Here is a 24245-nt window from a genome sequence, read left to right as displayed (position 1 = left end):
GCTTCGCGATGGCCTTCGGCCACCCTTGACCGACCGGCCCGCCCCGGAATGCCAAAGACTGTCGGGAAGCCCCCGAAGGAACGGCATGGGGGACGGATTCGGAGGGGCGGGTCCGTCAGTGATGAGGCGAGGGGCCGGGGATCGGCCCACCGGGCCTGCGGGGAGGTCGGACGGCCTGCGGCAGGGCCACGGGCCCGGCCACGGGCCGCTACCCGCCCGCCAGGACGACGAAGTCGGCCCGAGGCGTAAGTGGAGGGAGAGGCGGCCGTCCTGAGCAGGGAGGACATCGGGACAGGGGGCGTGGAACGGCGGGTAGCGGGTGCGTGCGGCAGGGGGCTGCTCTAGCGTCGAATGCAAGGGGGAAAGTCCTGTCGAGCCGGATCCGGCGCCTCCAGGTCCCGGGCCGCTCAACGATCCCGGAGAGCAGGTGCGTCCCATGCGCACGTCTACCCGTATCGCAGGTGTACTCAGCGGCCTGGCCCTCGCAGTCGGCGGCGTGGCCTTCACCGCCCCCGCCGCCCACGCGGACGTCACGGCCTGCATCAACCAGGTCGAACGGGAGCTGCAGGGCGGCGAGGCCCCCGATTCCATCCGCATGGCGTGTTACGTCGGCCTGACCGGCGACCAGGCGAAGTGCGTCACCGGACTGACCGACAGCGGCGTAACCAACGGGACCGCAACGTCCGCCTGCCGCGTGGCCCCCAAGTAGGTCACCCGCAGAGGGCGCACAGAGCACAGAGACGCAGAGGGCGTCCGGACGGTCCGCCCGCACTCCAGGTCGTTCCCGTCGTCCTGGTGGGTGGGTGGGTCCCCGGCCGGCGGGCAGTGGCATCGCGGCCGGGCCCCCGGCCCTGCCGCGAGGCCTCAGGCGTGCCCGCATGCCCGATGGGCCGATCCCCGGCCCCTCGCCTCATCACCGAGAGACCCGCTCCTGCCTCTTCGTCCCCCATGCCGTTCCTTCGGGGGCTTCCCGACAGTCTTTGGCATTCCGGGGCGGGCCGGTCGGTCAAGGGTGGCCGAAGGCCATCGCGAAGCGACGCGACGACGAAGGAGGAGCGCCCTTGACGGACCGGACCGACACGGAAGGACAGTGGACTGGCGGGCAGCCCCCGGACCACACCCGACCCCGACCCGGGAAGCACCGACCTCCCCCGACCCCGACCAACCACAACCCCACCCCCACCGAACCTCCCCACCCCCGACCCCACCGACCACCACGCACCCCCAAGGCGACCCCACCGACCACCACGCACCCCCCAAGGCGACCCCACCCCCCAAGGTGACGAGCGCAACACCCCCGCAGCTCCCCTTCCCCCCTCCTTCCATTCCGTAGGCCGTGGCCGTTGCCCGGTCGTCGTTTCCAAGGGGGGAGCGCGGTGCCACCCTCCCATCGCGCGAAATGGGACAATTACCTCCCGCCATCCGCGCCCGAAAGGCCGAGCGGGGTGGCGCGGGGCCCCGTAAGCTCCCGTCATGCAGGTGATCCAGTCAACGAAACTCGCCAATGTCTGCTACGAGATCCGCGGACCCGTCCTCGAAGAGGCGATGCGGCTCGAAGCGGCAGGTCATCGCATCCTCAAGTTGAACACCGGCAACCCCGCGGCCTTCGGCTTCGAGTGCCCGCCGGAGATCCTTGAGGACATGCTCCGCAACCTGGGCACCGCCCACGGCTACGGGGACGCGAAGGGGCTGCTCTCCGCGCGCCGCGCGGTCATGCAGCACTACCAGACCAAGGGCATCGAGCTGGACGTCGAGGACATCTACCTCGGCAACGGCGTCTCCGAGCTGATCCAGATGTCGATGCAGGCGCTGCTCGACGACGGCGACGAGGTGCTCGTCCCCGCGCCGGACTACCCGCTGTGGACCGCCTCCGTCTCGCTGGCCGGCGGTACGGCCGTGCACTACCGGTGCGACGAGCAGTCCGACTGGATGCCCGACCTCGCCGACATCGAGCGCAAGATCACCGACCGCACCCGCGCCATCGTGATCATCAACCCGAACAATCCGACCGGCGCCGTCTACGACGACGAGATGCTGCGCGGGCTGACGGACATCGCGCGCCGCCACAACCTGGTCGTCTGCTCGGACGAGATCTACGACCGGATCCTCTACGACGGCACCACGCACACGAACACGGCCGCCATCGCGCCGGACCTGCTGACGCTGACCTTCAACGGGCTGTCGAAGAACTACCGCGTCGCCGGTTTCCGGTCCGGCTGGCTGGCGGTCTGCGGACCGAAGAAGCACGCCTCCTCGTACATCGAGGGCCTCACGATCCTCGCGAACATGCGCCTGTGCGCGAACATGCCGTCCCAGCACGCCGTGGCCACCGCCCTCGGCGGCCGACAGTCGATCGAGGACCTGGTCCTGCCGGGCGGCCGGATCCTGGAGCAGCGCAACGTCGCCTACGACCTGCTCACCCGGATCCCCGGCGTGACCTGTGTGAAGCCGAAGGGCGCGCTGTACGCGTTCCCGAAGCTCGACCCGTCCGTCTACAAGATCAAGGACGACCGGCAGATGGTCCTGGACCTGCTCCGGGCCGAGAAGATCATGGTCGTGCACGGTACGGGCTTCAACTGGCCCGAGCCGGACCACTTCCGGATCGTGACCCTGCCGAACGCGAAGGACCTGGCGGACGCGGTGACCCGGATCGGCAACTTCCTGGACGGATACAGCCAGCCGTAGCACGCCTCGCGGCCCGGACCCGGACCTCGTCCCGGATTCAGCTCAACTTTAGAACGGATCCAATGTAGGATGGTCTCCTGACCACGCAGGAGGCCTCCTCATGTACGAGCCGATCCGCACCAAGCCGGTCGTCCACCGCATGGGCGGCAACCGGTCCGACTACCCGCACAGCAGCCGGGGCGAAGCCCTCGACACGCAGCTGGCGGGCCACCTCGCCGCCCTGCTCGCCGTCACCGACGAGCTCGGCCTCGACGAGAGCGCCGCGCGCATCGCCGACCAGGTGGCACGCCTGCGCGGGTCCCGGCCCACCCGGGCCGCGCACGAATCCCCCGAGGACTCCGTCGCGCTGCACCGCCGGGCCCACGACCTCGCCGCCCGCGCCCTCGTCGTCGCCGCGTCCCGCGCCGACACCACCGCCGCGATCCTCGCCGCCCAGCGGATGGACGCGCACGCCGCCGCCCTCGACTCCGTCGACCTGGCCGGCGCCCACTGACGGCCCCGGTCCGGGGCCGCGGAGGCTCCGGACCGGGTGCCACGAACCCGGCTGCCCCTGCCCGGAGCACACGAGCACCGGGCTCCTGACTGCCTCCGCGCCACGGCCCGTCCGCGCGTCGCCCGCCCTCAGGCCCCGGTCGGCCCGGGCGGCAGTACCGGTGGATCGCCCTGCGTCCAGGTGATGTGCAGGTCGGCGCGGTGAAGCCGCCAGCCCGCCGAGGTCCGCACCAGCTCGTTGTCCGTGCGGCCGCCGGAGAGGAACAGGCCGCCGTCACCGGCGAGCACATGGGTGCTGAGCTGGTTCCCGCGCAGGGTCGCGCGGTCGCCGTCCACCTCGATGACGTAGTTGGACCCGAAGTGCACGGTCCGGTCGAAGAGGCTCATCGTGGTGCGCACGTTCTCAAGGACGGCGTCGCGCCCGCGCACGAGGCCCGCCGGGGTCTCGGTGCTCGCGTCCTCGGTGAACAGCGCTTGCGCCCACGCCCGGTCGAACTTCCGTTCGTCGAGGGAGCGCAGATAGCGGTCGAACAGGTCGGTGATCTCGGCGCGGTCGGTCAGGGCTCGAATTTCGATGTGCAGGGTATCGCTGTCCATACCGGTGATCCTGCGGCCTCGGGGGCGACCGGAGCCGAGCGGGAGGCGGAGTGTGTCACAAGCCGCCGCGGGACCCGGGTGCCGGGAGTTCCCTGACGGCTCCCACCGCGGCGGACGGCGTGGGTCGGGCAGGATCCGGAAGAGCCGGCCCAGGGCCTGTCGTCGAAGTCCCGCGGCGGACGGGAATTCGACGACAGGCCCTAGCGGGGCTCCGCGGCCGCTTCCGCCGAGGCCACGCCGCACCAGGGGATCGTGGCCGGGGGCCAGACCGGGCCGAGGGCCTCGCCGCGTTCCGTCGCGCCGGGGGCCACCCCGGGGATCTTCACCAGTGCCTGGGCCGCCCGGCCGCCGGGCTCCTCACGGTCGCGGAACTCCACCGTGACGACGTAGCCGCCCGCGCCGGCGTCCCGGCGGCCCGTCACCTCGACCACGCCCACCACGCGCCGGCTCGTCGGATCGACGCGGCACGCGGTGACCCGTACGTCCTGGAGGACCGGGCCCGGGGGCGGCGCGGCGGGGCGGTCCTCGCCGCTGGCCCATACGTAGAGCCCCAGCGGGGCGAACACCAGCAGCCCGGCCAGCCCCACCAGACCGACGAGCCAGCCCTGCCACTTCAATGCCGTCACGCCCATGGAACGATCCTCCCGGCAGGCCGCCCCGCCCACCAGCACCCGCGGGCCCACACAGCATTTCGAAGTGGGACCGCCTGGACACCCGACGTTCATGCAACGCCGCGCGGAATGTGGGTTTCCGCGAGCACGCTGCACCCGTGAGACGCATCCTGGGAATCGCTCTGGCGGTCCTCCTGATCGGCGGCGTGATCGCCGTCATCGCCATCGGGGGCCGCGAAGCAGAGGGCACGGCAACGAAGACCGTGCGTGGCGTCATCGGATCGGAGAAGTCCGACTTCTTCCGCGATCCGGACGTCGTCAAGGCCCTTGCCGCCAAGGGCTACACCGTGAGGACGGAGACCTCGGGCTCCTGGGCCATGGACCAACTGGCCCTCAAGGAGTTCGACTTCGCCTTCCCCAGCAGCAGTGAACCCGCGAAGGAGATCGAGGTCGCGGCCGGCGTCAAGGGCGCGCAGACCAGCAAGCCGTTCTTCTCGCCGCTCGTCGTCATCGCCCGGACCAACGTCGCGAGGGTGCTGGCCGACAACGGGCTCGCGAGGATGACCGGGAAGAACTCCGGCACCCTCCTGATGGGCCCCTACCTGAAGGCGGCCGGTGAGGACCGGACCTGGCAGCAGTTGTCGGGCGCCGCCGCCCACGCCGAGCTGACTGGCACGGTGTTCATCAAGACCACCGACCCGGCCACCTCGAACTCGGGCGCGCTGTTCATCGCCGCCGCCTCCAACGTCGCCAACGGCAACACCGTCGTCGCCGACGACGCGGGCATCGCCCGGACCGCCCCGCTGATGCGCAAGCTGATCTCCGTGCAGGGCGCCCTGGAGCAGAGCACCGACGACCCGTTCCGGGCGTTCGTCAGCGGCAGCGGGGAACCGTTGATCCTGGCGTACGAGTCCCAGGTCGCCTCGCTCATGCTCCAGAAGCAGGCGGTGGGGAACGCCGCCGACATGGTCGTCCTCTACCCGGACACCACGGTCAACTCCCCGCACACCTTCGTACCGATCAGCGAGGCGGCCAAGGAGCTCGGGACGCTCCTGGTCGACGATCCGAAGCTGCGCGAGCTGGCGGTGCGACACGGGTTCCGTCCGCAGGAGGGCGTCGCCGAGTTCACCGCCGCGACCGCTCCGCACTCCGGCTTCCTCAACCCGGGGCTGACCGGCATCCGTCAGGTCGGCGCACCGACCGTCAAGGTCCTGATGGCGCTGGCCGCCCGCGCCAAGGGGCAGGGGGACACACCATGACGCCGACACCGCTCACCGGCGGTGAGGACGCCCCGCTCGTCCTCACCGCACCCGAGCCCGTCGCCCCCGTCCGCCGGGAGCAGGCCGCCGGCCTCGTCCCGGTGCGGGACGGGGTCCGCGAGGAGATGGCCCGCCGGGCCGGGGAGTACGTCGACTCGCTCGCCGCGATCGACGCCCGCTCCCCCGAGTTCGCGGGGCGGATCGGGGAGATCGCCGGCCTCGGTTCCGCCGACGTCCGCAGCGCCGCCCAGCAGTCGAACCGGATGCTGGAGCGGGCCGTGCGCTCGCTCGGCCGGGACGGCGAGGGCGAAGCCCAGGCCCGCGTCGCCTCCTCGCTCGTCGAGCTGCGGCGCACCGTCGAGGACCTCGATCCGCGGGACGCTCCCGTCAAGGGGGCCCGCCGGCTGCTCGCCAAGCTCCCGGGCGGCAACAGACTGCGCGACCACGTGGCCCGGTACGCCTCCTCGCAGACCTCCCTCAACCGGATCGTCGGCGCGCTGCGCGGCGGCCAGGACGAGCTGCGGCGCGACAACGCGGCGCTGCACACGGAGCGGGCCCGGCTCTGGGAGACGATGGGCAAGCTCCAGGAGTACGCCGTCCTCACCGAGGCGCTGGACGCGGCCGTGGAGCAGCGGATCGCCGACGTCGGGCACTCGGATCCGGGAGCGGCGGACGTGCTGCGGGCGGACGTGTTGTTCCCGGTGCGGCAGAAGCACCAGGACCTGCTGACCCAGTTGGCCGTGTGCGCGCAGGGCTACCTCGCGATGGACGTGGTGCGGCGCAACAACGACGAGCTGATCAAGGGTGTCGACCGGGCCGCGACGACGACGGTCTCGGCGCTGCGGATCGCGGTGATGCTGGCGTCCGCGCTGGACAACCAGCGTCGGGTGACGGAGCAGGTCGACGCGCTGCGGGGGACGACCGAGGACCTGATCCGCGGCAACGCGGACATGTTGGCGACGCAGAGCGGGGAGATCCAGCGGATCGCCGCGGATCCGGCGGTCGGCGCGGAGACGCTGCGGACGGCCTTCGGGCAGATCTACCGGACGCTCGACACGATCGACTCCTTCAAGGTGCGGGCGACCGAGAACATGGCGGCGACGGTGGAGTCCCTGACCGGCGAGTTGCAGTCGGCGTCGGCGTACCTGGCCCGTACCCGTACGACGAGCGCGCTGGAAGGCGGGGACCGATGAACGGCCGTACGGGACGACCTCGTGCCGCGCACCTGCGTGCGGCGCTCCTGCGCAGGCGGATGGCGGCGGCGGTCGCGCTCGCCGCGACGCTGCTGGGGGGAACGGCGTGCACGTCGGACGATTCCGGCGGGGGCCCCGGTGGTTCCGGGGAGTCGAAGCCGGCCGCGTACAAGGAGGGTCGGCTGCGGGTGCTGGCCTCCAGTGAGCTCACGGACATGGAGCCGGTCCTGAAGGCGGCGAAGACGGCGACCGGGGTGTCGGTGGACTTCACCTGGTCGGGCACGCTGGACGCGGTCGAGCAGGTCGCCTCGGGGAAGGCCGACGGGCGTTACGACGCGATCTGGCTGTCCTCCAACGACTACCTGCGGCTGCGACCGGAGGCGTCCGCGAAGCTCGCCAACGAGACCCCGGTGATGTCCTCGCCGGTGGCGGTCGGGGTGAAGCCCCGGGCTCTGGCGCGGCTGGGGTGGAAGCCGGAGGAGGTGACCTGGTCGGCCGTCGAGGAGGCCGTGGCCGCCGGGAGGCTGACGTACGGGATGACGGATCCGGTGCGCTCCAACTCGGGATTCTCCGCGCTGGTCTCGGTGGCCTCGGGCCTGTCGGGGGCGCAGGCGGCGCTGACGGAGGAGGACGTGCGCAAGGCGCAGCCGAGGCTGAAGGGGTTCTTCAACGGACAGAAGCTGACGTCGGGTTCCTCGGGGTGGCTGGTGACGGCGTACGCGAAGCGCGACGACGTGGACGCGCTGGTGAACTACGAGTCGGTGCTGCTGTCGATGAACGACCGGGCCGAGCAGCCGCTGACGGTGATCCGCCCGAAGGACGGCGTGGTGACGGCGCACTATCCGTTGACGTTGCTGACGTCGGCCCCGGCGGGGGCGCGGGAGTCGGGGCGGGCGCTGACGGAGTACCTGCGGGGTGCCGAAGCGCAGAAGGCGATCACGACGGGGACGTTCCGGCGTCCGGTGGCGGCGGGGGTGGCGCCGGCGGCGGGGTTGGACCCGGCGGTGCGGAAGGAGTTGCCGTTCCCCGGTTCGCGGGCGGTCGCGGACGGGCTGCTGGCCTCGTACGAGAACGAGCTGCGGCGGCCCTCGCGGACGGTGTACGTGCTCGACACGTCCGGGTCGATGGCGGAGGAGGACCGGATCGGGCGGTTGAAGTCGGCGCTCACCGACCTGACCGGGACGGGGACTTCGGGCCCGGGTCAAAGATTCAGGGACCGCGAGGAGGTGACGCTGCTGCCCTTCGGTGACAAGGTGAAGAAGGTGTTGACGCACGTCGTCGAGCCGGGGAGCCCGGGGGCCTCCCTGGACGCGATCCGTGGTGACGTGGCGTCCCTCCGGCCGGAGGGGGGCACGGCCGTGTACGGCAGTCTGAAGGCCGCGTACCAGCACCTGGGGCAGGGGAACGCCGACGCGTTCACCTCGATCGTCCTGATGACGGACGGGCGGAGCGGTGACAAGGTGCAGGACTTCGACTCCTTCTACGCCGGCCTTCCGGAAGGCCTCAAGCACACGCCGGTCTTCGCGGTGCTGTTCGGTGACTCGGACCGCAAGGAACTGACCCACATCACGGAGCTGACCGGCGGGCGGCTGTTCGACGCGACCGACGGCAACGGCTCGCTCGACGGAGCCTTCGAGGAGATCCGTGGCTACCAGTAGGGCGCTCGGCTACCTGGAGTCGAGGAAGAACCTGACCGGCTCGGCCTGCGGGCTGCTCGGGGTGGGGCTCGCGCTGGCCGGGGTGGCCGGCCCGTACTGGCCGGTGGTGGTCCTCGGGCTGTACGGGGCGGGTGCGCTGATCGCCCCGCCGGAGCGGGTGCCGCTGCCGACGGTCCCGGACCCGACGGAGCAACTGGGCGTGCTGCGCGGCGACTTCGAGCGACTGCGGGAGTACTTGGCGGAGGTGGAGCTGCCGGCCGCGGCCGGCGGGAGGTTGTCGGAACTGACGGAGCTGTACGGGGCGCTGCTCGCGCCGGGCTGGGTGACCGAGGTGCTGGCGGGTGATCCGGAGGCGGTGCACGCGCTGTCGCGGGCGATCCGTACGGACGTCCCGGAGTGCGTGGCCACCTTCGACCGGACGCGGTGGTGGACGCGGCTGGCGGCGGGCGGCGAGCCGCCGGATCGGCACCTGGAGCGGCAGCTGTCGGTGCTGTTCGACGAGGCGGAACGCCTGACGGCGGACCTCCGCGAAGCAGAGGCCCGCCGTCAGCAGACGCACACGACCTATCTGGAAGAGCGCGGACGCTCCTGACAGACCAGGCAGGTCGGTGTGCAGCGGTGGGAACCGCTTGGTCGGGGGCTCCCACGTTCGTGGCCCCGGCAGTGGCGGGGCGGGGCGGTCAGCCCAGGCGCTCGACGAGCGCGTGGTACTGGTCCCACAGTTCCTTGGGGGTGTGGTCGCCGTAGGTGTTGAGGTGCTCGGGGACCAGGGCGGCCTCGTCGCGCCAGATGTCCTTGTCGACCGTGAGGAGGAACTCCAGGTCGGCGGCGGGCAGGTCCAGGCCGTCGGTGTCGAGGGAGTCGACGGTCGGCAGGACGCCGATCGGGGTCTCGACGCCTTCGGCGGTGCCGTCGAGGCGGCCGACGATCCACTTCAGGACGCGGCTGTTCTCGCCGAAGCCGGGCCACACGAACTTGCCCGCGTCGTTCTTGCGGAACCAGTTCACGTAGTAGATCTTCGGGAGCTTCGCCTGGTCCTTGCCCTTGGCGACGTCGACCCAGTGGCCCATGTAGTCGCCCATGTTGTAGCCGCAGAACGGCAGCATGGCGAAGGGGTCGCGGCGCAGTTCGCCGACCTTGCCCTCGGCGGCGGCGGTCTTCTCGGAGGCGATGTTCGAACCGATGAAGACGCCGTGGTTCCAGTCGAAGGACTCGGTGACGAGCGGGACGGCGGAGGCGCGGCGGCCGCCGAAGAGGATCGCGGAGATCGGGACGCCCTTGGGGTCCTCCCACTCGGGTGCGATCGTCGGGCACTGGGAGGCGGGGACGGCGAAGCGGGCGTTGGGGTGGGCCGCCGGGGTGTCGGACTCCGGGGTCCAGCGGTTGCCCTTCCAGTCGACGAGCTCGGCCGGGGCCTCCTCGGTCATGCCTTCCCACCAGACGTCGGAGCCGTCCGGGGTGAGCGCGACGTTGGTGAAGACGGTGTTGGCGTACATCGTCCTCATGGCGTTGGCGTTGGTGTGCTCGCCGGTGCCGGGGGCGACGCCGAAGAAGCCGGCCTCGGGGTTGATGGCGTAGAGCCGGCCGTCCTCGCCGAAGCGCATCCAGGCGATGTCGTCACCGACGGTCTCGACGGTCCAGCCGGGGATCGTGGGCTCCAGCATGGCGAGGTTCGTCTTGCCGCAGGCGGAGGGGAAGGCGGCGGCCAGGTACTTGGCGGCCTCGGCCCCGCCCTCGGCGGCCGGCGGGGTGAGCTTGAGGATCAGCATGTGCTCGGCGAGCCAGCCCTCGTCGCGGGCCATGACGGACGCGATGCGCAGGGCGTAGCACTTCTTGCCGAGGAGGGCGTTGCCGCCGTAGCCGGAGCCGTACGACCAGATCTCGCGGGTCTCGGGGAAGTGCGAGATGTACTTGGTGGTGTTGCAGGGCCACGGCACGTCGGCCTGGCCCTCGGCGAGCGGAGCGCCGAGGGTGTGGACGGCCTTGACGAAGAAGCCGTCGGTGCCGAGCTCGTCGAGGACGGCCTTACCCATGCGGGTCATGGTGCGCATGGCGACCGCGACGTAGGCGGAGTCGGTGATCTCGACGCCGATCGCGGAGAGCTCGGAACCGAGGGGGCCCATGCAGAAGGGGACGACGTACATCGTGCGGCCCTTCATGGAGCCGCGGAAGATGCCCTGCTCGCCCTGGCCGTCCTCCGCGCCGATGAAGAGTTCCTTCATCTCGGCGGGGGCCTTCCAGTGGTTGGTCGGGCCCGCGTCCTCCGCCTTCTCGGAGCAGATGAAGGTCCGGTCCTCGACGCGCGCGACGTCGGAGGGGTCGGATGCGGCGTAGTACGAGTTCGGGCGCTTGGTCTCGTCGAGCTTCTTGAACGTGCCCTTGGTGACGAGCTCCTCGCACAGGCGCTCGTACTCGGCCTCGGAGCCGTCACACCAGACGACGCGGTCCGGCTGGGTGAGGGCTGCGATCTCGTCCACCCAGGAGATCAGCGCCTCGTGATTCGTCGGTACGGAAGTGGGAGCCGCGTTGTCGCGCGCCACGATTGCTCCTTGTTGAGGGGTTTGTTTGGTGTTTGCCCCGTGGGGGCTGCGACCCGGACGCTTCGCGCTCCGCTCATCCGGTGCCGACCGCACTCATCTGATCATCCGGTGGATGTGCGCATATGTCCAGGGGGCCTCTCACGTGAGCATGGCCACTCCCGTCAATCTTCCGTAAAGACGGGGTTCCGAAGATCGCGGGAAGACGGCTACCGGGTACCTACGGACCCGTAGGTAGCATGTGGGCCATGACTTCAGACGCCGCTGTTCCGGCCGCCGAGCCCTCCCCGGTCGTCGAGGCCGTGGAGGCGGTCGAGTCCGCCCTGGAGGCCAAGCCGTTGCTGCGCGGCTGGCTCCACCTGGGCATGTTCCCCGCCGTGCTCGTCGCGGGGCTGGTGCTGATGGCCTTCACCGACACCACCGAGGCGCGGGTGGCCTGCGGGGTCTACATCCTCACGGCCTGCCTGCTGTTCGGCGTCAGCGCCGTCTACCACCGCGGTACGTGGGGGCCGCGCGGCGAGGCCATCCTGCGGCGCCTCGACCACGCCAACATCTTCCTGATCATCGCGGGCACCTACACCCCGCTCACCGTGCTGCTGCTTCCGCCGTCCACGGGACGGACCCTGTTGTGGGCGGTGTGGATCGCGGCCGCGGCCGGCATCGCCTTCCGCGTGTTCTGGGTCGGCGCCCCGCGCTGGCTCTACACCCCCTGCTACATCGCGATGGGCTGGGCGGCGGTCTTCTTCCTGCCGGACTTCATGCGGACCGGCGGCATCGCCGTCCTCGTCCTGGTGATCGTCGGCGGACTGCTCTACAGCGTGGGCGGCGTGATCTACGGCATGAAGCGCCCCAACCCCTCCCCCCGCTTCTTCGGCTTCCACGAGGTCTTCCACTCGCTGACCCTGGCCGCCTTCGTCGCCCACTACGTCGGCATCTCCATGGCCGCCTACCAGCACTGACGGGCGGCACGTGCGGGGGCCCGGTCGCGTCGTCGCGACCGGGCCCCCTTCGTTGCGGGTCCCTTCGTTGCGGGTCCCTTCGTTGCGGGTCCCTTCGGTGCGGGTCCCCGCCGTTGTCGCGGGTTCCGTCGTCGCGGGCCGTGGGCTCAGCAGGTGCGGCCGTCACCGTCCTGGTCGAGGCGCAGGGGGTCGCTGCCGTTGACCTTCATGCGCTTCGGGTAGCGGTGGGCGGCCAGCCATTCGCAGCGTGCCTTCGTCGTCGGTTTCACCTCCGCCGGGAAGCGGGTCGGTACGCAGACGGTCGCCGTCCCGTAGTGCCGGTCGCAGCCGGCCACGCTCGGCGCGACGGGCGCCGAGTCCCGCGGGGCGGGGTTCTTCCCGGGGGCGGCCAGCTCGTTCGCGAAGGTGTGCTCGTGCGCGGCGGGCTGCTCGTCGCGGGCCGCGAGGAGCGGGGCGCCGCCGAGGTGGACCCAGGTGGCGACGGAGGGGACGCCGGCCGCGTCGACCCCGAACAGCATGTACCAGCCGGGCGGCGCCAGGTTGGGGTTGCTGGTGACGTTGAGGTCGATGGTGGTGCCGTTGACCACGGTCATGGGGAGGTCGACGAACCGCTGGTTGGGGTCGGAGGAGTGGGTGACCGCCGCGGGACGGATCAGTTCGGCCTTGGCGATGGGGCGGTCGACGGTGATCCGCTGCGTGTCCCCGTACACCCACTGCGTGTCGATCACCGAAGTGAGCCGCGGGCGCGGCCCCTTGAACAGGTAGGGCGGGGTGTAGATCGAGACGGCGTGGTTGTACGTGCCGTTGCCCGGGTTGTCGCCGACGGACATGACCCGGCCGTCGGGCAGCAGGAACGCGCCCGAGTGGTAGGTGCGCGGGATGGGGTCGGCGGCCAGGCCCGCCTGGTAGGTGTTGCTCGTCGGGTCGAAGAACGAGGCCTCGAAGACCGGGTCGGCGCGGTCGTGGAGGCCGCCGCCGGTCTCCAGCACCTTGCCGTCGGGCAGCAGGACGGCGGACACGTACATCTTGCCCTCCGCGCCGGTCTGCGGACGCTTGCCGGTGCCGGTGTCGACCAGGCCCTGCGGGAGGTCGGGGCCGGGCGTGTAGGCGGGCGAGGGTTGCTTGAGGTCGATGATGTCGGTGAGCCGGTTGGCGGCCGGGTTGGTCTCGTTGTTGCCGCCGCCGACGGTCAGGACCCGCTGGTCCTGGGCGGGGGGCAGCAGGACGCTCGCCGACTCGTCGCGCTGGTCCTTGTTCCGCAACCCCGGTACGTCGGTGATGGTGTTGGCGTCGTAGTCGTAGACGGAGGCGCCGGTGCCCGGGGTGCCGTTGCCGAAGGTGTGGCTGCCCGAGTAGAAGAGCCGGCCGTCCTGCATGAGGATCATCGACGGGTACAGGCCCCAGTACGACCACGTCTGGTTGACCTGGTTCATCGGCAGCCACTTGTGCTGCGCGGCCGAGAACCTCTCCGCGGTGACGTTGCCCGTGGAGTCCTCCTTGAGGCCGCCGAAGGAGATGACGTCGCCGTTGCCGAGGATGGTGGCGGACGGGTACCAGTGGCCGCCGTTCATGTCGTTGGTCCGGGTGTACTGCTCGGTGGCCGGGTCGAAGACGAAACTGTCCTTCAGGCCCTGGTAGCCGATCGTCCCGTCGGCGGACGGGTAGCCCTTGTTGCCGCTCATCACCAGCACCCGGCCGTCCGAGAGCTGCACGTGGCCGGAGCAGAACATGTCGACGGGCGTCGGGATGGTCCGGAACGTGCCGGCCACCGGGTCGTACACGGCGGAGGTGAAGGTGCCCGCGTTGAAGCGGTCGATGTCGTTGCCCGAGCCGGCGATCAGCAGCACCTTGCCGTTGCGCAGGACGACGGCGTGCATCGAACGGACCGGGTTCTGGGCCGGTATCACCTGCCACGCGCCCTTGGCGCACTGCTCGGCCGTGCCCGTGCAGGCCGGCTGCGGCGGGACGGCGCCGACCTCCTCCAGGGCGTAGTCGTCGGTGGTGAGGGAGCCCACGCCGTAGACGGACAACCCCCAGGCGATCTTGTCGGTGTTCGGCGGGACCGCGGGCGTACGCACCTCCGTGCGCGCCCACGCGGCGCTGACCGGCGGGTTCTGCAGGTCGGTCCAGTACTGCCAGCCCGCGGTGGTGTCGTGCCGGAAGACGGTCACCGACACGTCCGGGGTGTTCGACCTGTACCAGGCGGACAGGTCGTACTGGCGGCCCGGCACGACCGTCGGGGCGCAGGTGGTGTTCTCGGTGACCAGGGCCTTGCGGTCGCCGTCCGCGCGGCGCGTGAGGGAGACCTTCATCGCCTTCGTGCCGGTGTGCGCGTCGGCGACGGTGGCGAAGGTGAAGTCGTTGTCGCCCCAGCCCGATTTGGACCAGCAGGAGGGCATGTCGGAGCCGGCGGCGCCCGCGGTCTCGAACCCGGGGTTGCTCAGCAGGTTGGGCGGTCCGGCCGTGGCCTGCTGCGGTGCGGTGAGCAGCAGGCCCGCGGTCATCGCACCGACGGCCAGGAGGGCGGCCCGGCGCCCCGCCCTCCGTCGGATCTTCCTTCGCATGGAGTGTCCTTTCGTTGCGGCTCAGCTCCTGGTGGGGGCCTTCGCGCGGGAGCCGCGCGGCAGGTAGACGAGCGCCTCGGTGGCGACGAAGCGCAGGACGAAGGTGGTGACGAGGGCGAGGGCGGTGGCGGGCAGGACCTCCAGGCCGAGCCTGCCGACGAAGAGCGCGATCAGCGGGATGCGCAGCAGCAGGTCGGCGTTGGCGAGGAGGGCGAAGCGGCCCAGCCGGTCCGCCCAGTGGCGGTGGCGGCGGTCGCGGAAGAGGAGTTGCTCGATGAGGACGAAGTTCCACAGGACTCCGGCCTGGTTGGCGACGATCTCGGCCGGGAGGTAGTGCATGCCGGCGTGGGTCAGCAGCCACAGCGCGAGCAGGTTGGGGACGAACCCGGTGAGCCCGATGAGGCCGAAGCCGATCATCCGGGCGAGGGGGGCCGCCGAGCGCAGGGCGGCCAGGTGCGCGAGGAAGCGCAGGCCCTCGCGGGCGGTGGACTTGGACTCGCCCGCGTACCGGTCCTGGAAGACGAAGGGGACCTCCGCGGTGCGCGCGGGGCGGCAGCGGACGGCGAGCTCCAGCAGGATCTTGTAGCCGAGGGGGCGCAGGGCGTCGGCGGTGACGGCCGTGCGGCGCATCGCGAAGAAGCCGCTCATGGGGTCGCTGATGCCGCGCAGGGCGCGCGGGAAGAGGCCCTTGGCCAGCAACGTCGCGCCGCGGGAGACGGCGACGCGGTAACCGCCGGCGAGTCCGGCGCGGCTGCCGCCGGGGAGGTAGCGGGAGGCGACGACGAGGTCGGCGCCGGAGCGCTCGCCCTCGCCGACGAGCTCGGGGACCAGGTGGGGCGGGTGTTGGAGGTCGGCGTCCATGACGACGATCCAGTCGGAGGCGGCCCGTCCGAGTCCGGCGACGACGGCTCCGCCGAGGCCGCCGTCCGGGCTCGCGCGGTGCAGGACGGTGACGGGGAAGGGGCAGTCGGCGGCGGCCTTCTCGATCGCGGCGGGGGTGTCGTCGGTGGAGTCGTCGACGAACAGGACCTCGCAGGGCGGGTGGGCGGGGAGGGAGGCGGTGAGCCGGGCCAGTAGTTCGGCGACGTTCGCGGACTCGTTGAAGGTCGGGATGATCAGGGTGACGCCGCCGTCCCCGGAAGCCCGTGGAGCAGGGGCTTCCGGTTCATCCAGGGCGTGCGGGGGCCACAGGTCCTCGCTCATGGTGCTTCAGCTCCCACTCTCGGCGTCGGTGCGGCGGATCTCGATGCGGTCCTCCCCGGTGCCGAAGACGGCCACCGCGGTCGAGTGCTCCAGTGCAGCCTTCACGGTGGGCAGGTTCGTGGCGTCGCGACGCACGGTGGGCGACGAGACGACGTAGTCGATGTCCCGCCAACCGTTCGGCAGGGTCTTGCCGACGGCCGGGTCGAGGTCGGCCTTGTAGAACCAGATGGCGCCCGGTCCGGGTTCGAAGCCGTGGTGGACGGCGTCGAGCCAGAGCGCGTCGTCGACGAGGACGCGGGTGTTCGCCGGGTCGGCGACCTCGCTGCCGAGCCAGGCGGCGGCCTGCCGGTAGGGGGCGTTGGCGTCGACGGTCAGCGCGGTGCGGTTGCCCTCGTACCAGCGCGGGAGCACGTGGAGGGCCGCGGCCGTGGCGAGGACGCCGATCAGCACCCGGCGGGTGTGCACCAGCGCCCGGCGCTCCCCCGGCGCGCGGTGGCGGCGCAGGACGGCGTGCGTGACGCTCGCCGCCGCGGCGGCGAGGACCAGCGCGAGGAAGGGCAGGGCCTGGATCACGTACATCGCGGGGAGGTAGCCGGAGGGGCGCATCGCGACGACCGCGAGGATGACGACGGCCAGGGCGGGACCGGCGAGCGCGCGGGCGGTGACCGACCAGGGGGTGGTGGCCATCAGGAGGACGGCGCCGGCCAGTCCGCCCAGCGGCAGGACGGTGTCGTAGTAGAGCCAGGACCGGAGGACGCCGTGCGATCCGGAGCCCGGGTCGAGGATGAATCCGGAGCCGGGGCGGCCCATCTGGTAGGTGATGCCGTCGATCAGGGAGACGTGCCCCGCGCCGGGCAGCAGTTCGCCGTTGAGGAGGGCGAACAGCGGGTACGAGAGCCCGATCAGGGCGCAGGCGGTGATGGCTCCGGTGACGGCGAACTTGCGGGTGTCGCGGTGGCTGTGGCGCCACATCGTCACCAGCAGCGCCGGGAGCACCACCAGCATCGTCTCCTTGGTCAGGACGGCGGTGGCGGCCGCCAGTCCCGACCCGAAGTGGTGCCACAGGTGGCGGCTGGGGGACGCGGCGAGGCAGAAGGCCAGCAGCATCCACATGACGGCGAGGTTGTCGAGGAAGATCTCCCGCTGGAGCACCACGGAGAGCGGGGACAGCCCGAACAGCCCCATCGCCAGTCCGGCCGCCCAACGCGGCAGCCACAGGCGGCGGGCGAGGACGTAGATCAGTACGGAGCCGGCGGCGGAGACCGCGAGCATCGAGAACCGCATCGGCGCGACGGTCATCGACTCGGGGACCAGCAGGGAGGGCAGGTACGTCAGCCCCGCGACCTGGATCCAGCCCAGCGGCGGGTGGTCGTACCAGTACGTGTAGTGCGCGAGGCCCTCGCCCTGCTGGACGGCCCAGGCCTGGGCGAGGTAGGTGCCCTCGTCGTCGCTCAGGGTGGGGAAGTTGGTGATGTTCCAGCCCTGGACGAGGAGGATCGCCAGCAGCAGCGTCCCGCACAGCAGCAGGTCGGGGCGGGAGGAGCGGAAGCGGACGAGCGGGCGGGCCGGGGCGGGCGGCCGGGCGTCCGGGCCGCCGCGACCCCGCCGGCCCGGGACGTGCGGCTCGACGACGGCGGTGGCGGTTGCGGTGGCGGCCGCGGTGCCGGTGTCCGTGGTGGCGCTGCCGGTGGTGGTGCTGCCGGGCTGGGGATCAGTGGCCGTGGGCAGGGTGGCGGTCACCGGTGACTGTCCTCTCGGATCGCGGTGGAGGCCGTCGCCCCGGTCAGGTGGGCGCCGGTGTGGCTGGTGAGTTCCCACTCGTTGCGGCCGCGCTGCTCGCGCCAGACGGCACGGATCGCGGCGCCGGCGAGCATCACCTGGTAGAAGGGGCCGCCGACGACGAGCTTGAGGTAGTGCACGAACCGCACCCGCAGCCCGTACTGGCGGCCGAAGTCGTGCAGTCCGACGATCTCGAACACGAAGGTGACCATCGCCGTGATCATGGGGAGGAAGGTGACGATGGCGACGCCGACCGGTACGTCGAGGAACACCGCGACGGCGAAGTTGACCGGGATGATCACCCCGGAGGTCGCCTGCATGAACGGGGTCATCAGCGTGTAGCGCGCCAACCAGCGCTGACCGCGCCCGGGCAGCTGTTGCCAGTCCTTCTTGCGGTAGACCTGGAGGAAGCCCTGGTTCCAGCGGGTCCGCTGCTTGAGCAGGCTCATCAGGGAGCCGGGCGTCTCCTCCCGGGTGACCATGTCGGAGTCGTAGGCGACGACGACCTTCTTGCCGACCGAGGAGAGCCGCACGCCCAGGTCGCAGTCCTCCGCGAGGCAGTTCTGGTCCCATCCCCCGGCCTCGCGCAGCACCTCGGTCCGCACGAAGACGGTGTTGCCGCCGAGCGGGATGAAGCCCTTCTCGGCGTGCAGGTGCAGCCGGGAACGGAACCAGAAGAAGTACTCCAGGCAGTTGCGCAGGCTGTACCAGCTGGAGTGGAAGTTGATGAGCTGGACCCCGCCCTGCACCACGTCCGCGCCGGTCGCGCGGAACGCGTGGTCGACGTGGGAGAGCAGCTCAGGATGGACCTGGTCCTCGGCGTCGAAGACCCCGACGATGTCGCCCCGGCAGTGCGGCAGGGCGGTGTTGAGGGCCTTCGGCTTGTTCTTCGTCTCGTGGTGGTCGACGACGACGCGCACCCGTCCCGGCGCGCCGGCCTCGGCCCGGTCGGCGACGGCCGCCGTCTCCGGATCGTCGTGACCGACGATGACGATGATCTCGTAGTCGGTGTGGCTCGATTCGAGGAGCCGGTCGATGGTGTGCTCCAGGACGGCCTGTTCGTGACGGGCCGGCAACAGGAGCGAGAAGGCCAGCCGGTCGCCGCCGTCGGGGCGGTCGAACCGGGTCGCGGCCAGTGTCTCGGGCGTGCGCCACGCGTGCATCTGCCACCACAGGGTGAACGCGGCCATCCAGAACAGCGCCAAGGATATGGAGCATATGAACACAGAAGTGTACAAACTGTCCCCCCACGGACATGCCGCAACCCCAGGCGGCGATCAGTGAACCCCCCGGAGGCGGTGCGGGCCCCCCGGCCCGCCGCCTCCGCTTCCCCCCGGTGCGCACCCCCCAGTGCGCGGTCTCGGTCGCTCCCGAAGCCCTGAGGTTAGGCAGCCAAGATGAAGCTGAGGCGCCGCGCGGATAAAAACCACGTTTCCGATGTGATGTGTGACAACCGGAATTGACGGTACTCCGGGTGCTTCAGGGGCGAATCGTTCCCAACTGCTCCGCCAGCTCGACCGGTTCGGTCGTAGGCCGCGCGCAGACGAAGTGCCGGCACACGTACGCCGTCGGAAGGTCGTGGACGAGTGTGCGCTCGGCCAGAAGGGGGAACTCGCCGCCGCTGCCGTCCGCCGCGCGCGGCATGCCCGTCGCCACCACCGCCCCGGGAGCCGTCCCCAGCAACGCGGTCCGGTGCAGCGCTGCCCGCGCCCCGTCCTCCGGATGCCCGACGACGGCCACCTCGCGCGGCCCGTCGACGAGCGCCTCGGCCACCGCCAGGCCGTGCCCGATGAAGCGCGGGGCGCGCGGCCCGAGGGCGTGCACCACCCCGAGCGCCCGTTCCGCCGCCGTGCGGTGGGGCTCCGACCCGGTGTGCGCGGCGTACGACAGCAGCGCCCCCGCGGCGGCGGTCCAACCGGAGGGGGCCGCCGTGTCGGTGGGGTCCTGCGGACGCCTGATGAGCTGCTCGGCGTCGTGCGCGGTGTCGTAGAGCGAACCGTCCTCGGCGGTGAACCGGTCCAGGACCAGGTCGACGAGGAAGCCGGCGAATTCCAGCCACACCCCCTCGCCGGTGACTGCGGCCAGCGTCAGGAAGCCCTCGGCGACGTCGCCGTAGTCCTCCAGCACCCCGGCGTTCGGACCGACCTCACCGTCCCGACTGGTCCGGGCGAGCCGGGCCTTGCCGTCCATGTGGACCCGTACGAGGAGGTCGGCGGCCTCGGTGGCCCGTTCGATCAGGTCCGGGCGCTCGAAGTACGCCCCGCACTCGGCGAGGGCCGCGACGGCCAGGCCGTTCCAGGCGGCCACGACCTTGTCGTCCCGCCCGGGCGCGGGCCGTGCGGCGCGGGCGGCGAGCAGCCGCTCCTTGATGCCGACCAGCCGGTCGGCGTCCACGACGGGCCCCTCCTCGGGGAACTGCAGGACCGAGGAGCCGTGCTCGAAGGTGCCCTCCTCGGTCACCCCGAAGTACGCCTGCGCCAGCGCCCCGTCCTCCTCGCCGAGCACCTCCGCCAACTGGGCGGGCGTCCAGGCGTAGTACGCCCCCTCGACGTGCTTGCCGGTGACCGGGTCCGCACTGTCCGCGTCGAGCGCGGAGGCGAAACCGCCCTGGTCGGTGCGCAGTTCGCGAACCATGAAATCGGCGGTCGCCAACGCGACGCGGCGGGCCAGGTCGGATCCGGTGCTGCGCCACAGGTGGGCGTAGGCACGGCACAGCAGGGCGTTGTCGTAGAGCATCTTCTCGAAGTGCGGGACCAGCGCCGCGCCCGGCCTCGGGCGCAGCACGTAGCGGTGGAAGCCGCCTCCCACCTGGTCGAACAGGCTGGAGCGGACCATGGCCTCGCAGGCGCCCTCCGCCATCTCGCGGGCGCCGTCGGAACCGGTGCGGGCGTGGTGGCGCAGGAGGAACTCGACGACCATGCTCGGCGGGAACTTCGTGTCGCCGCCCCCGAACCAGCCGCTCGCCGGGTCGTAGTCCCGGGAGAGCTGGAGCAGGGCGTTGGCCTGGGACTCGGCGGTCGGCAGTCCGGAGTCGGCGCCCGAGCCGAGTTCGCGGCCCGCCAGGTCACGGGTGATCTTCTGCGCGACCTCCGCGACCTCGTCGCGCCGGCCGGTCCAGGCGGCCCGCACCCCTTCGAGGACCTGCATGAAGGAGGCCATGCCGTGGCGGGGCTCGGGCGGGAAGTAGGTGCCGAAGTAGAAGGGCTCGCCGTCGGCGGTCATGAACACGGACATGGGCCAGCCGCCCTGCCCGGTGGCCGCCTGCACGGCTTCCATGTAGACGGAGTCGACGTCCGGGCGTTCCTCCCGGTCGACCTTGACGTTCACGAAGTGCTCGTTCATGTAGGCGGCCGTCAGCTCGTCCTCGAAGGACTCGTGGGCCATCACGTGGCACCAGTGAATTAGTAGAAGCATAAGTGGCAGGACGCATAGCCCACACTCAAGAGGATGGGCACGTCCCGCCGCTTAGCTTCATTCATCGCCTCCTCTCCCCATGGCCACCAATCCACCGGATTGGAAGCGTGCTGGAGTAGGTAGGGCGACTGCTCGTTAGCCAGTCGGTTCATACCGGCATCGTCCCATGATCCGGACCGCCCGGCGTAGTTTTCGGGCGGCCGAGCCGCCACGGGGAAGCGCTCGCGGAGCGGCCAGCCCGAGCGCCCGCGAGGGCCGCGCAGCTCCCCCTGTCCTCCTGGTCGAAACCCGAGCTGCTCAGCCCCCATACCGCCACCGTCGAGACCCGGCCCCGACACCCTCGGCCACGTCGGACTGCGGGATCTCGGCAGCTCGACACACCGAGCGCACCCGGCGTTGATCGAAGCGGGGGCCGACATGAGGCCCATTTGGCCCGAACCGAAGAAACCTCGACGCGTTGAGTTTTTCCCAGACCTGGGATAGCTTCAGTTTAGCGAAAGGCGAGGGGGTAACCGTCCCTCGCCTTCGCCACCGCGCCGCTCCCGTCCGGGGTCCCCGGCGCGGCGGAAGGCAGGGAACCGCCCGCCGTCGACGTGCGCGCCCTCCCCTCAAAACGCCATCGGCGCCCGCGAGTTCGCACCCCCCGGGCGCAATACAGCCTGCGATCTGCTCCCTTTCGCGAGGGCGCGTGGTCACGCACAGCCGCTCCATGCTCCCGGCACGGCATCAACGGAGCGGCGTAGGAGTAGTCCCTTGAGCGCAATCAGTCACCAGCAAGCCGCAGCCTCCGCTCCGTCCGAAGAGACTGGGCCGGACGATCTTGAGCTGCGCGGTAGGCCCGCCGGGCTAGCTCCGCCGGAGGAGCTTGCGCTGCTACACCCGGATATGCCGTTCTTGATCGCGTACTCTCGCATCTCGGACGACTGGCGAAAGCACAACAAGAAGAAGGCCGCCACGTCCGCGTGGTCGGCGGGCAAGGGCGTGGCCAACCAGCACCGCCGCAACGACAGGAACGCGGCCCGCCACAACGCCGTGATCGTTCACCGGTACACGGACAACGACCTGACGGCCTCGAAGCGCGACGTGGTGCGACCGGACTTCCAGGCCATGCTCAGGGACCTCAAGCGGGGGCACACCCCCGAGGGCTACCCGGTCCACGGGATCATCTGCGTTGACCAGGACCGCGTACAGCGCACGGACCGGGACTGGGAGGACTTCGTGGAGGCGATCACCCTCGACCCGAGCCGGCGCTTCTACACCCCATCTGGGCCGATGGATCTCACCGAGGAAAGCGAGATCATCAAGACCGGCATCATGGCGGTGGTCAACAAGGCCGAGTCCATGAAGAAGAAGCGTCGAATCCGCGACTGGCACCAGGACCGAATACTCGACGGCCTTCCTCACAGCGGCCCGCGGCCTTTCGGCTGGGAAGAAGACCGGGAGACACTCCGCCGGGTCGAGTCAGACTTCCTCTCCTGGGCGATTGACGAGCGGATCAAGGGGAAAGCCATGAGCACCCTTTGTGACGAATCACGTCGGCGAGGATTGAAGGGGAGCCAGGGCGGCAAAATCGTTCCGCAGACGCTCACGCAGATGATGACCGCTCCGCGCGTATGCGGGTACCGCGCGAATCGGGGCGAACTCGCCCTAGATGATGACGGCTCCCCGATTGTCGGTATTTGGGAAACCGTGACCACTCCCGAGAAGTGGCGCGCGGTCTGCGCAACCTTTGGGCCGGGGAGCACTTACCTTGCCCGCGGATCGGGCACGCCAAAGATCACCGGGATTCCGAAGACAATCAAGTACCTCGGCTCGACCCTCCTTCGTTGCCAGTACCGCATCGAGGAGGAGCTGAACGGGGAGGTCACGACGCGCGTTTGTAACGAGGCCATGGGTGGCTCGAAGGCCGCATCCAAGCGGAGCCCGTACGTCTACACATGCGCGCGGTGTTCTCGCAACGCGATCTCCGGACCCATGGTAGACAAGCAGCTCCAGCGCTTGGTACTGGCGAAACTGAGAAAGGCTCAGGCTACTTTCATTCCGGTCAAGGTCGCGTGGCCTCACGAACAGAAGCTCCAGCAGAAGGCGGACAAGCTCGCCGATCTTGAGAAGAAGTGGCAGGACGACGAAGTTCCCGCAGACATGTTTTACCGCCTCGCCATTCCACTGGAGAAGGAAGTAAAGAGTTTGCGCCGCGAGCGGGCTAAATTCGAATTGGCGGCAGAGGTGCAGAACGAGGCACCGAACGACGTCGCCAAGAAGTGGCTTGCTGGTGAATACGACCTCTCCCAGAAGCGCCACGTCCTCTTCGAAATCTTCTCTGCCGTTCAAGTTCTGCCGGGAAAGAAGGGGAATAAGACGCCGAATCCAAAGCGGCTCATTCCTGTGTGGAAGTAGAAGTTAACCGTTGAACCGCGAGAAGGGGGCGGGGCCGACACCTGCGTGTCGACCCCGCCCCCTTCTCCATGCCCTGGGCGTCGCTGCTCGGCGTGGCCGACCTCACGCCGCCGTCGCTCCCGGTCTCGCTCCGCTCCGCCCGTACAGTCGATGGCGACCAGGAGGTTCCCGTACAAGCCATCGCCGCGGCGCTCGGACGCGCGGGCGGTGAACAGCAGGTGCTGCGCGCTCGTGGTCGGCCGGCTGATCGCTCAGGCCGCGGAAGGCCTCCGGGCGGGCGGTGCCGTGTGGCCCATCGCTCGCTCGATCGAGATCTGGATGACCACCCGTTCCGGGTCGGGGGCCGGCGTCCGGCCGTACCGCTGTCCGTAGCGCTCGACAGCGTCTTCGACGGATGCGGTATCGGTGTAGATCTCCGCCATGCCTTCGATGGTCGCCCACCGGCCGCCGTCGACCTGGCAGACCGCGACTCGTGCCGGTCCGTCGGACGCGAGGATGTTGGCCACCTTCTTGCTGGACTTGCGAGTGATGACTCGGGCAACGCCGGAGGCGGCATCGAGGGTCACACCGACGGGCACGACGTGGGGTCGGCCGTCCGCGCGGAGCGTGGTCAGGGTGCACAGGTGGTACTCGGACCAGAACTCGGCATAGCTGTCAGGTTGGCTGGATATCGCGTTTGGCATGACTTGAGCGTATAGCGGCTTTCGCCGGGAACACTGCGAAGTGAGCATGGCCACACCCCTCGTGAGCTGGGGGTTTCTACGACCCGGGATCGTAGACAGGGCGCCCTTCATGCGAAGGTTACGGATCAGTAACAGCATGTCGCCATGATCGCGGGAGTTGACGCGCTCACGTCGACCACCAAACGCGCAGCTCAGCTCCTTGATCGAATGGGTC

Annotated in this window: 17 protein-coding genes and 1 pseudogene; 9 read left to right on the top strand and 9 right to left on the bottom strand. The window is 70.5% G+C overall.

The window, feature by feature from the left end:
- The first annotated feature begins 436 nt into the window (after positions 1-436).
- From ACFVS6_RS16830 to ACFVS6_RS16820, 3 genes are all read left to right on the top strand, one after another.
- A complete protein-coding gene (locus ACFVS6_RS16830; RefSeq protein WP_389704508.1) occupies positions 437-709 on the top strand; it encodes a hypothetical protein in 273 nt (90 codons plus the stop codon).
- A gap of 764 nt (positions 710-1473) precedes the next feature.
- Positions 1474-2685 (top strand): pyridoxal phosphate-dependent aminotransferase, encoded by a 1212-nt coding sequence (locus ACFVS6_RS16825; protein WP_389704507.1) that lies wholly within the window; start codon positions 1474-1476, stop codon positions 2683-2685.
- Positions 2686-2785: 100 nt separating this feature from the next.
- Positions 2786-3178 carry a hypothetical protein gene (locus tag ACFVS6_RS16820; protein WP_389704505.1) on the top strand — a complete coding sequence of 131 codons (393 nt, stop codon included), beginning with the start codon at positions 2786-2788 and terminating at the stop codon, positions 3176-3178.
- A gap of 128 nt (positions 3179-3306) precedes the next feature.
- Here the strand turns inward: ACFVS6_RS16820 and ACFVS6_RS16815 are convergent, their stop codons facing one another.
- Positions 3307-3774 (bottom strand): nuclear transport factor 2 family protein, encoded by a 468-nt coding sequence (locus ACFVS6_RS16815; RefSeq protein ID WP_389704504.1) that lies wholly within the window; start codon positions 3772-3774, stop codon positions 3307-3309.
- Positions 3775-3974: 200 nt separating this feature from the next.
- A complete protein-coding gene (locus ACFVS6_RS16810; RefSeq protein ID WP_389704503.1) occupies positions 3975-4406 on the bottom strand; it encodes a hypothetical protein in 432 nt (143 codons plus the stop codon).
- A 110-nt stretch (positions 4407-4516) separates the two neighbouring features.
- Here ACFVS6_RS16810 and ACFVS6_RS16805 point away from each other — a divergent pair, with 110 nt between their 5' ends.
- The 4 genes from ACFVS6_RS16805 to ACFVS6_RS16790 are packed head-to-tail and all read left to right on the top strand — an operon-like array spanning position 4517 to position 9087.
- Positions 4517-5644 carry a hypothetical protein gene (locus ACFVS6_RS16805; RefSeq protein ID WP_389704501.1) on the top strand — a complete coding sequence of 376 codons (1128 nt, stop codon included), beginning with the start codon at positions 4517-4519 and terminating at the stop codon, positions 5642-5644.
- Positions 5641-6837: a toxic anion resistance protein gene (locus ACFVS6_RS16800; RefSeq protein ID WP_389704499.1), complete on the top strand. Its 1197-nt coding sequence runs from the start codon at positions 5641-5643 to the stop codon at positions 6835-6837. The genes ACFVS6_RS16805 and ACFVS6_RS16800 overlap by 4 nt, the downstream gene beginning before the upstream one ends.
- 59 nt (positions 6838-6896) lie before the next feature.
- Complete coding sequence (locus tag ACFVS6_RS16795; RefSeq protein ID WP_389704516.1) at positions 6897-8495, top strand: substrate-binding domain-containing protein; 1599 nt, start codon at positions 6897-6899, stop codon at positions 8493-8495.
- Positions 8482-9087, top strand: a complete 606-nt coding sequence (locus ACFVS6_RS16790) for a hypothetical protein (RefSeq protein ID WP_389704497.1) — start codon at positions 8482-8484, stop codon at positions 9085-9087. Before ACFVS6_RS16795 ends, ACFVS6_RS16790 begins: the two co-directional genes overlap by 14 nt.
- A gap of 88 nt (positions 9088-9175) precedes the next feature.
- On the opposite strand, the gene ACFVS6_RS16785 is transcribed toward ACFVS6_RS16790, so the two are convergent.
- Complete coding sequence (locus tag ACFVS6_RS16785; protein ID WP_389704495.1) at positions 9176-11035, bottom strand: phosphoenolpyruvate carboxykinase (GTP); 1860 nt, start codon at positions 11033-11035, stop codon at positions 9176-9178.
- A 245-nt stretch (positions 11036-11280) separates the two neighbouring features.
- On the opposite strand from ACFVS6_RS16785, the gene ACFVS6_RS16780 reads away from it, so the two are divergent.
- The gene (locus tag ACFVS6_RS16780) at positions 11281-11991 is read left to right on the top strand and encodes a hemolysin III family protein (protein ID WP_389704493.1); all 711 of its coding nucleotides are present in this window, start codon (positions 11281-11283) and stop codon (positions 11989-11991) included.
- 146 nt (positions 11992-12137) lie between these two features.
- Here the strand turns inward: ACFVS6_RS16780 and ACFVS6_RS16775 are convergent, their stop codons facing one another.
- From ACFVS6_RS16775 to ACFVS6_RS16755, 5 genes and pseudogenes are all read right to left on the bottom strand, one after another.
- Positions 12138-14555, bottom strand: coding sequence for a galactose oxidase-like domain-containing protein (locus ACFVS6_RS16775; protein ID WP_389704491.1), 2418 nt, complete (start codon positions 14553-14555; stop codon positions 12138-12140).
- A 21-nt stretch (positions 14556-14576) separates the two neighbouring features.
- Positions 14577-15758: a glycosyltransferase gene (locus ACFVS6_RS16770; protein ID WP_389704489.1), complete on the bottom strand. Its 1182-nt coding sequence runs from the start codon at positions 15756-15758 to the stop codon at positions 14577-14579.
- A gap of 6 nt (positions 15759-15764) precedes the next feature.
- Positions 15765-17498, bottom strand: a complete 1734-nt coding sequence (locus tag ACFVS6_RS16765) for an ArnT family glycosyltransferase (RefSeq protein ID WP_389704487.1) — start codon at positions 17496-17498, stop codon at positions 15765-15767.
- Positions 17495-18775 (bottom strand): glycosyltransferase, encoded by a 1281-nt coding sequence (locus tag ACFVS6_RS16760; protein WP_389704485.1) that lies wholly within the window; start codon positions 18773-18775, stop codon positions 17495-17497. Before ACFVS6_RS16760 ends, ACFVS6_RS16765 begins: the two co-directional genes overlap by 4 nt.
- A gap of 241 nt (positions 18776-19016) precedes the next feature.
- Positions 19017-21103 (bottom strand): annotated as a pseudogene (locus ACFVS6_RS16755) (thioredoxin domain-containing protein).
- A gap of 601 nt (positions 21104-21704) precedes the next feature.
- Here ACFVS6_RS16755 and ACFVS6_RS16750 point away from each other — a divergent pair.
- Positions 21705-23348 carry a recombinase family protein gene (locus ACFVS6_RS16750; protein WP_389704484.1) on the top strand — a complete coding sequence of 548 codons (1644 nt, stop codon included), beginning with the start codon at positions 21705-21707 and terminating at the stop codon, positions 23346-23348.
- A 251-nt stretch (positions 23349-23599) separates the two neighbouring features.
- On the opposite strand, the gene ACFVS6_RS16745 is transcribed toward ACFVS6_RS16750, so the two are convergent.
- Complete coding sequence (locus tag ACFVS6_RS16745; protein WP_389704483.1) at positions 23600-24031, bottom strand: pyridoxamine 5'-phosphate oxidase family protein; 432 nt, start codon at positions 24029-24031, stop codon at positions 23600-23602.
- Positions 24032-24245: the final 214 nt, after the last annotated feature.

Source organism: Streptomyces sp. NPDC057939 (assembly GCF_042887545.1).
In the GTDB taxonomy this organism is placed as follows: domain Bacteria; phylum Actinomycetota; class Actinomycetes; order Streptomycetales; family Streptomycetaceae; genus Streptomyces.
The sequence above is the reverse complement of the archived record's forward strand: the minus strand, read 5'-3'. Positions and strand labels throughout refer to the sequence as shown.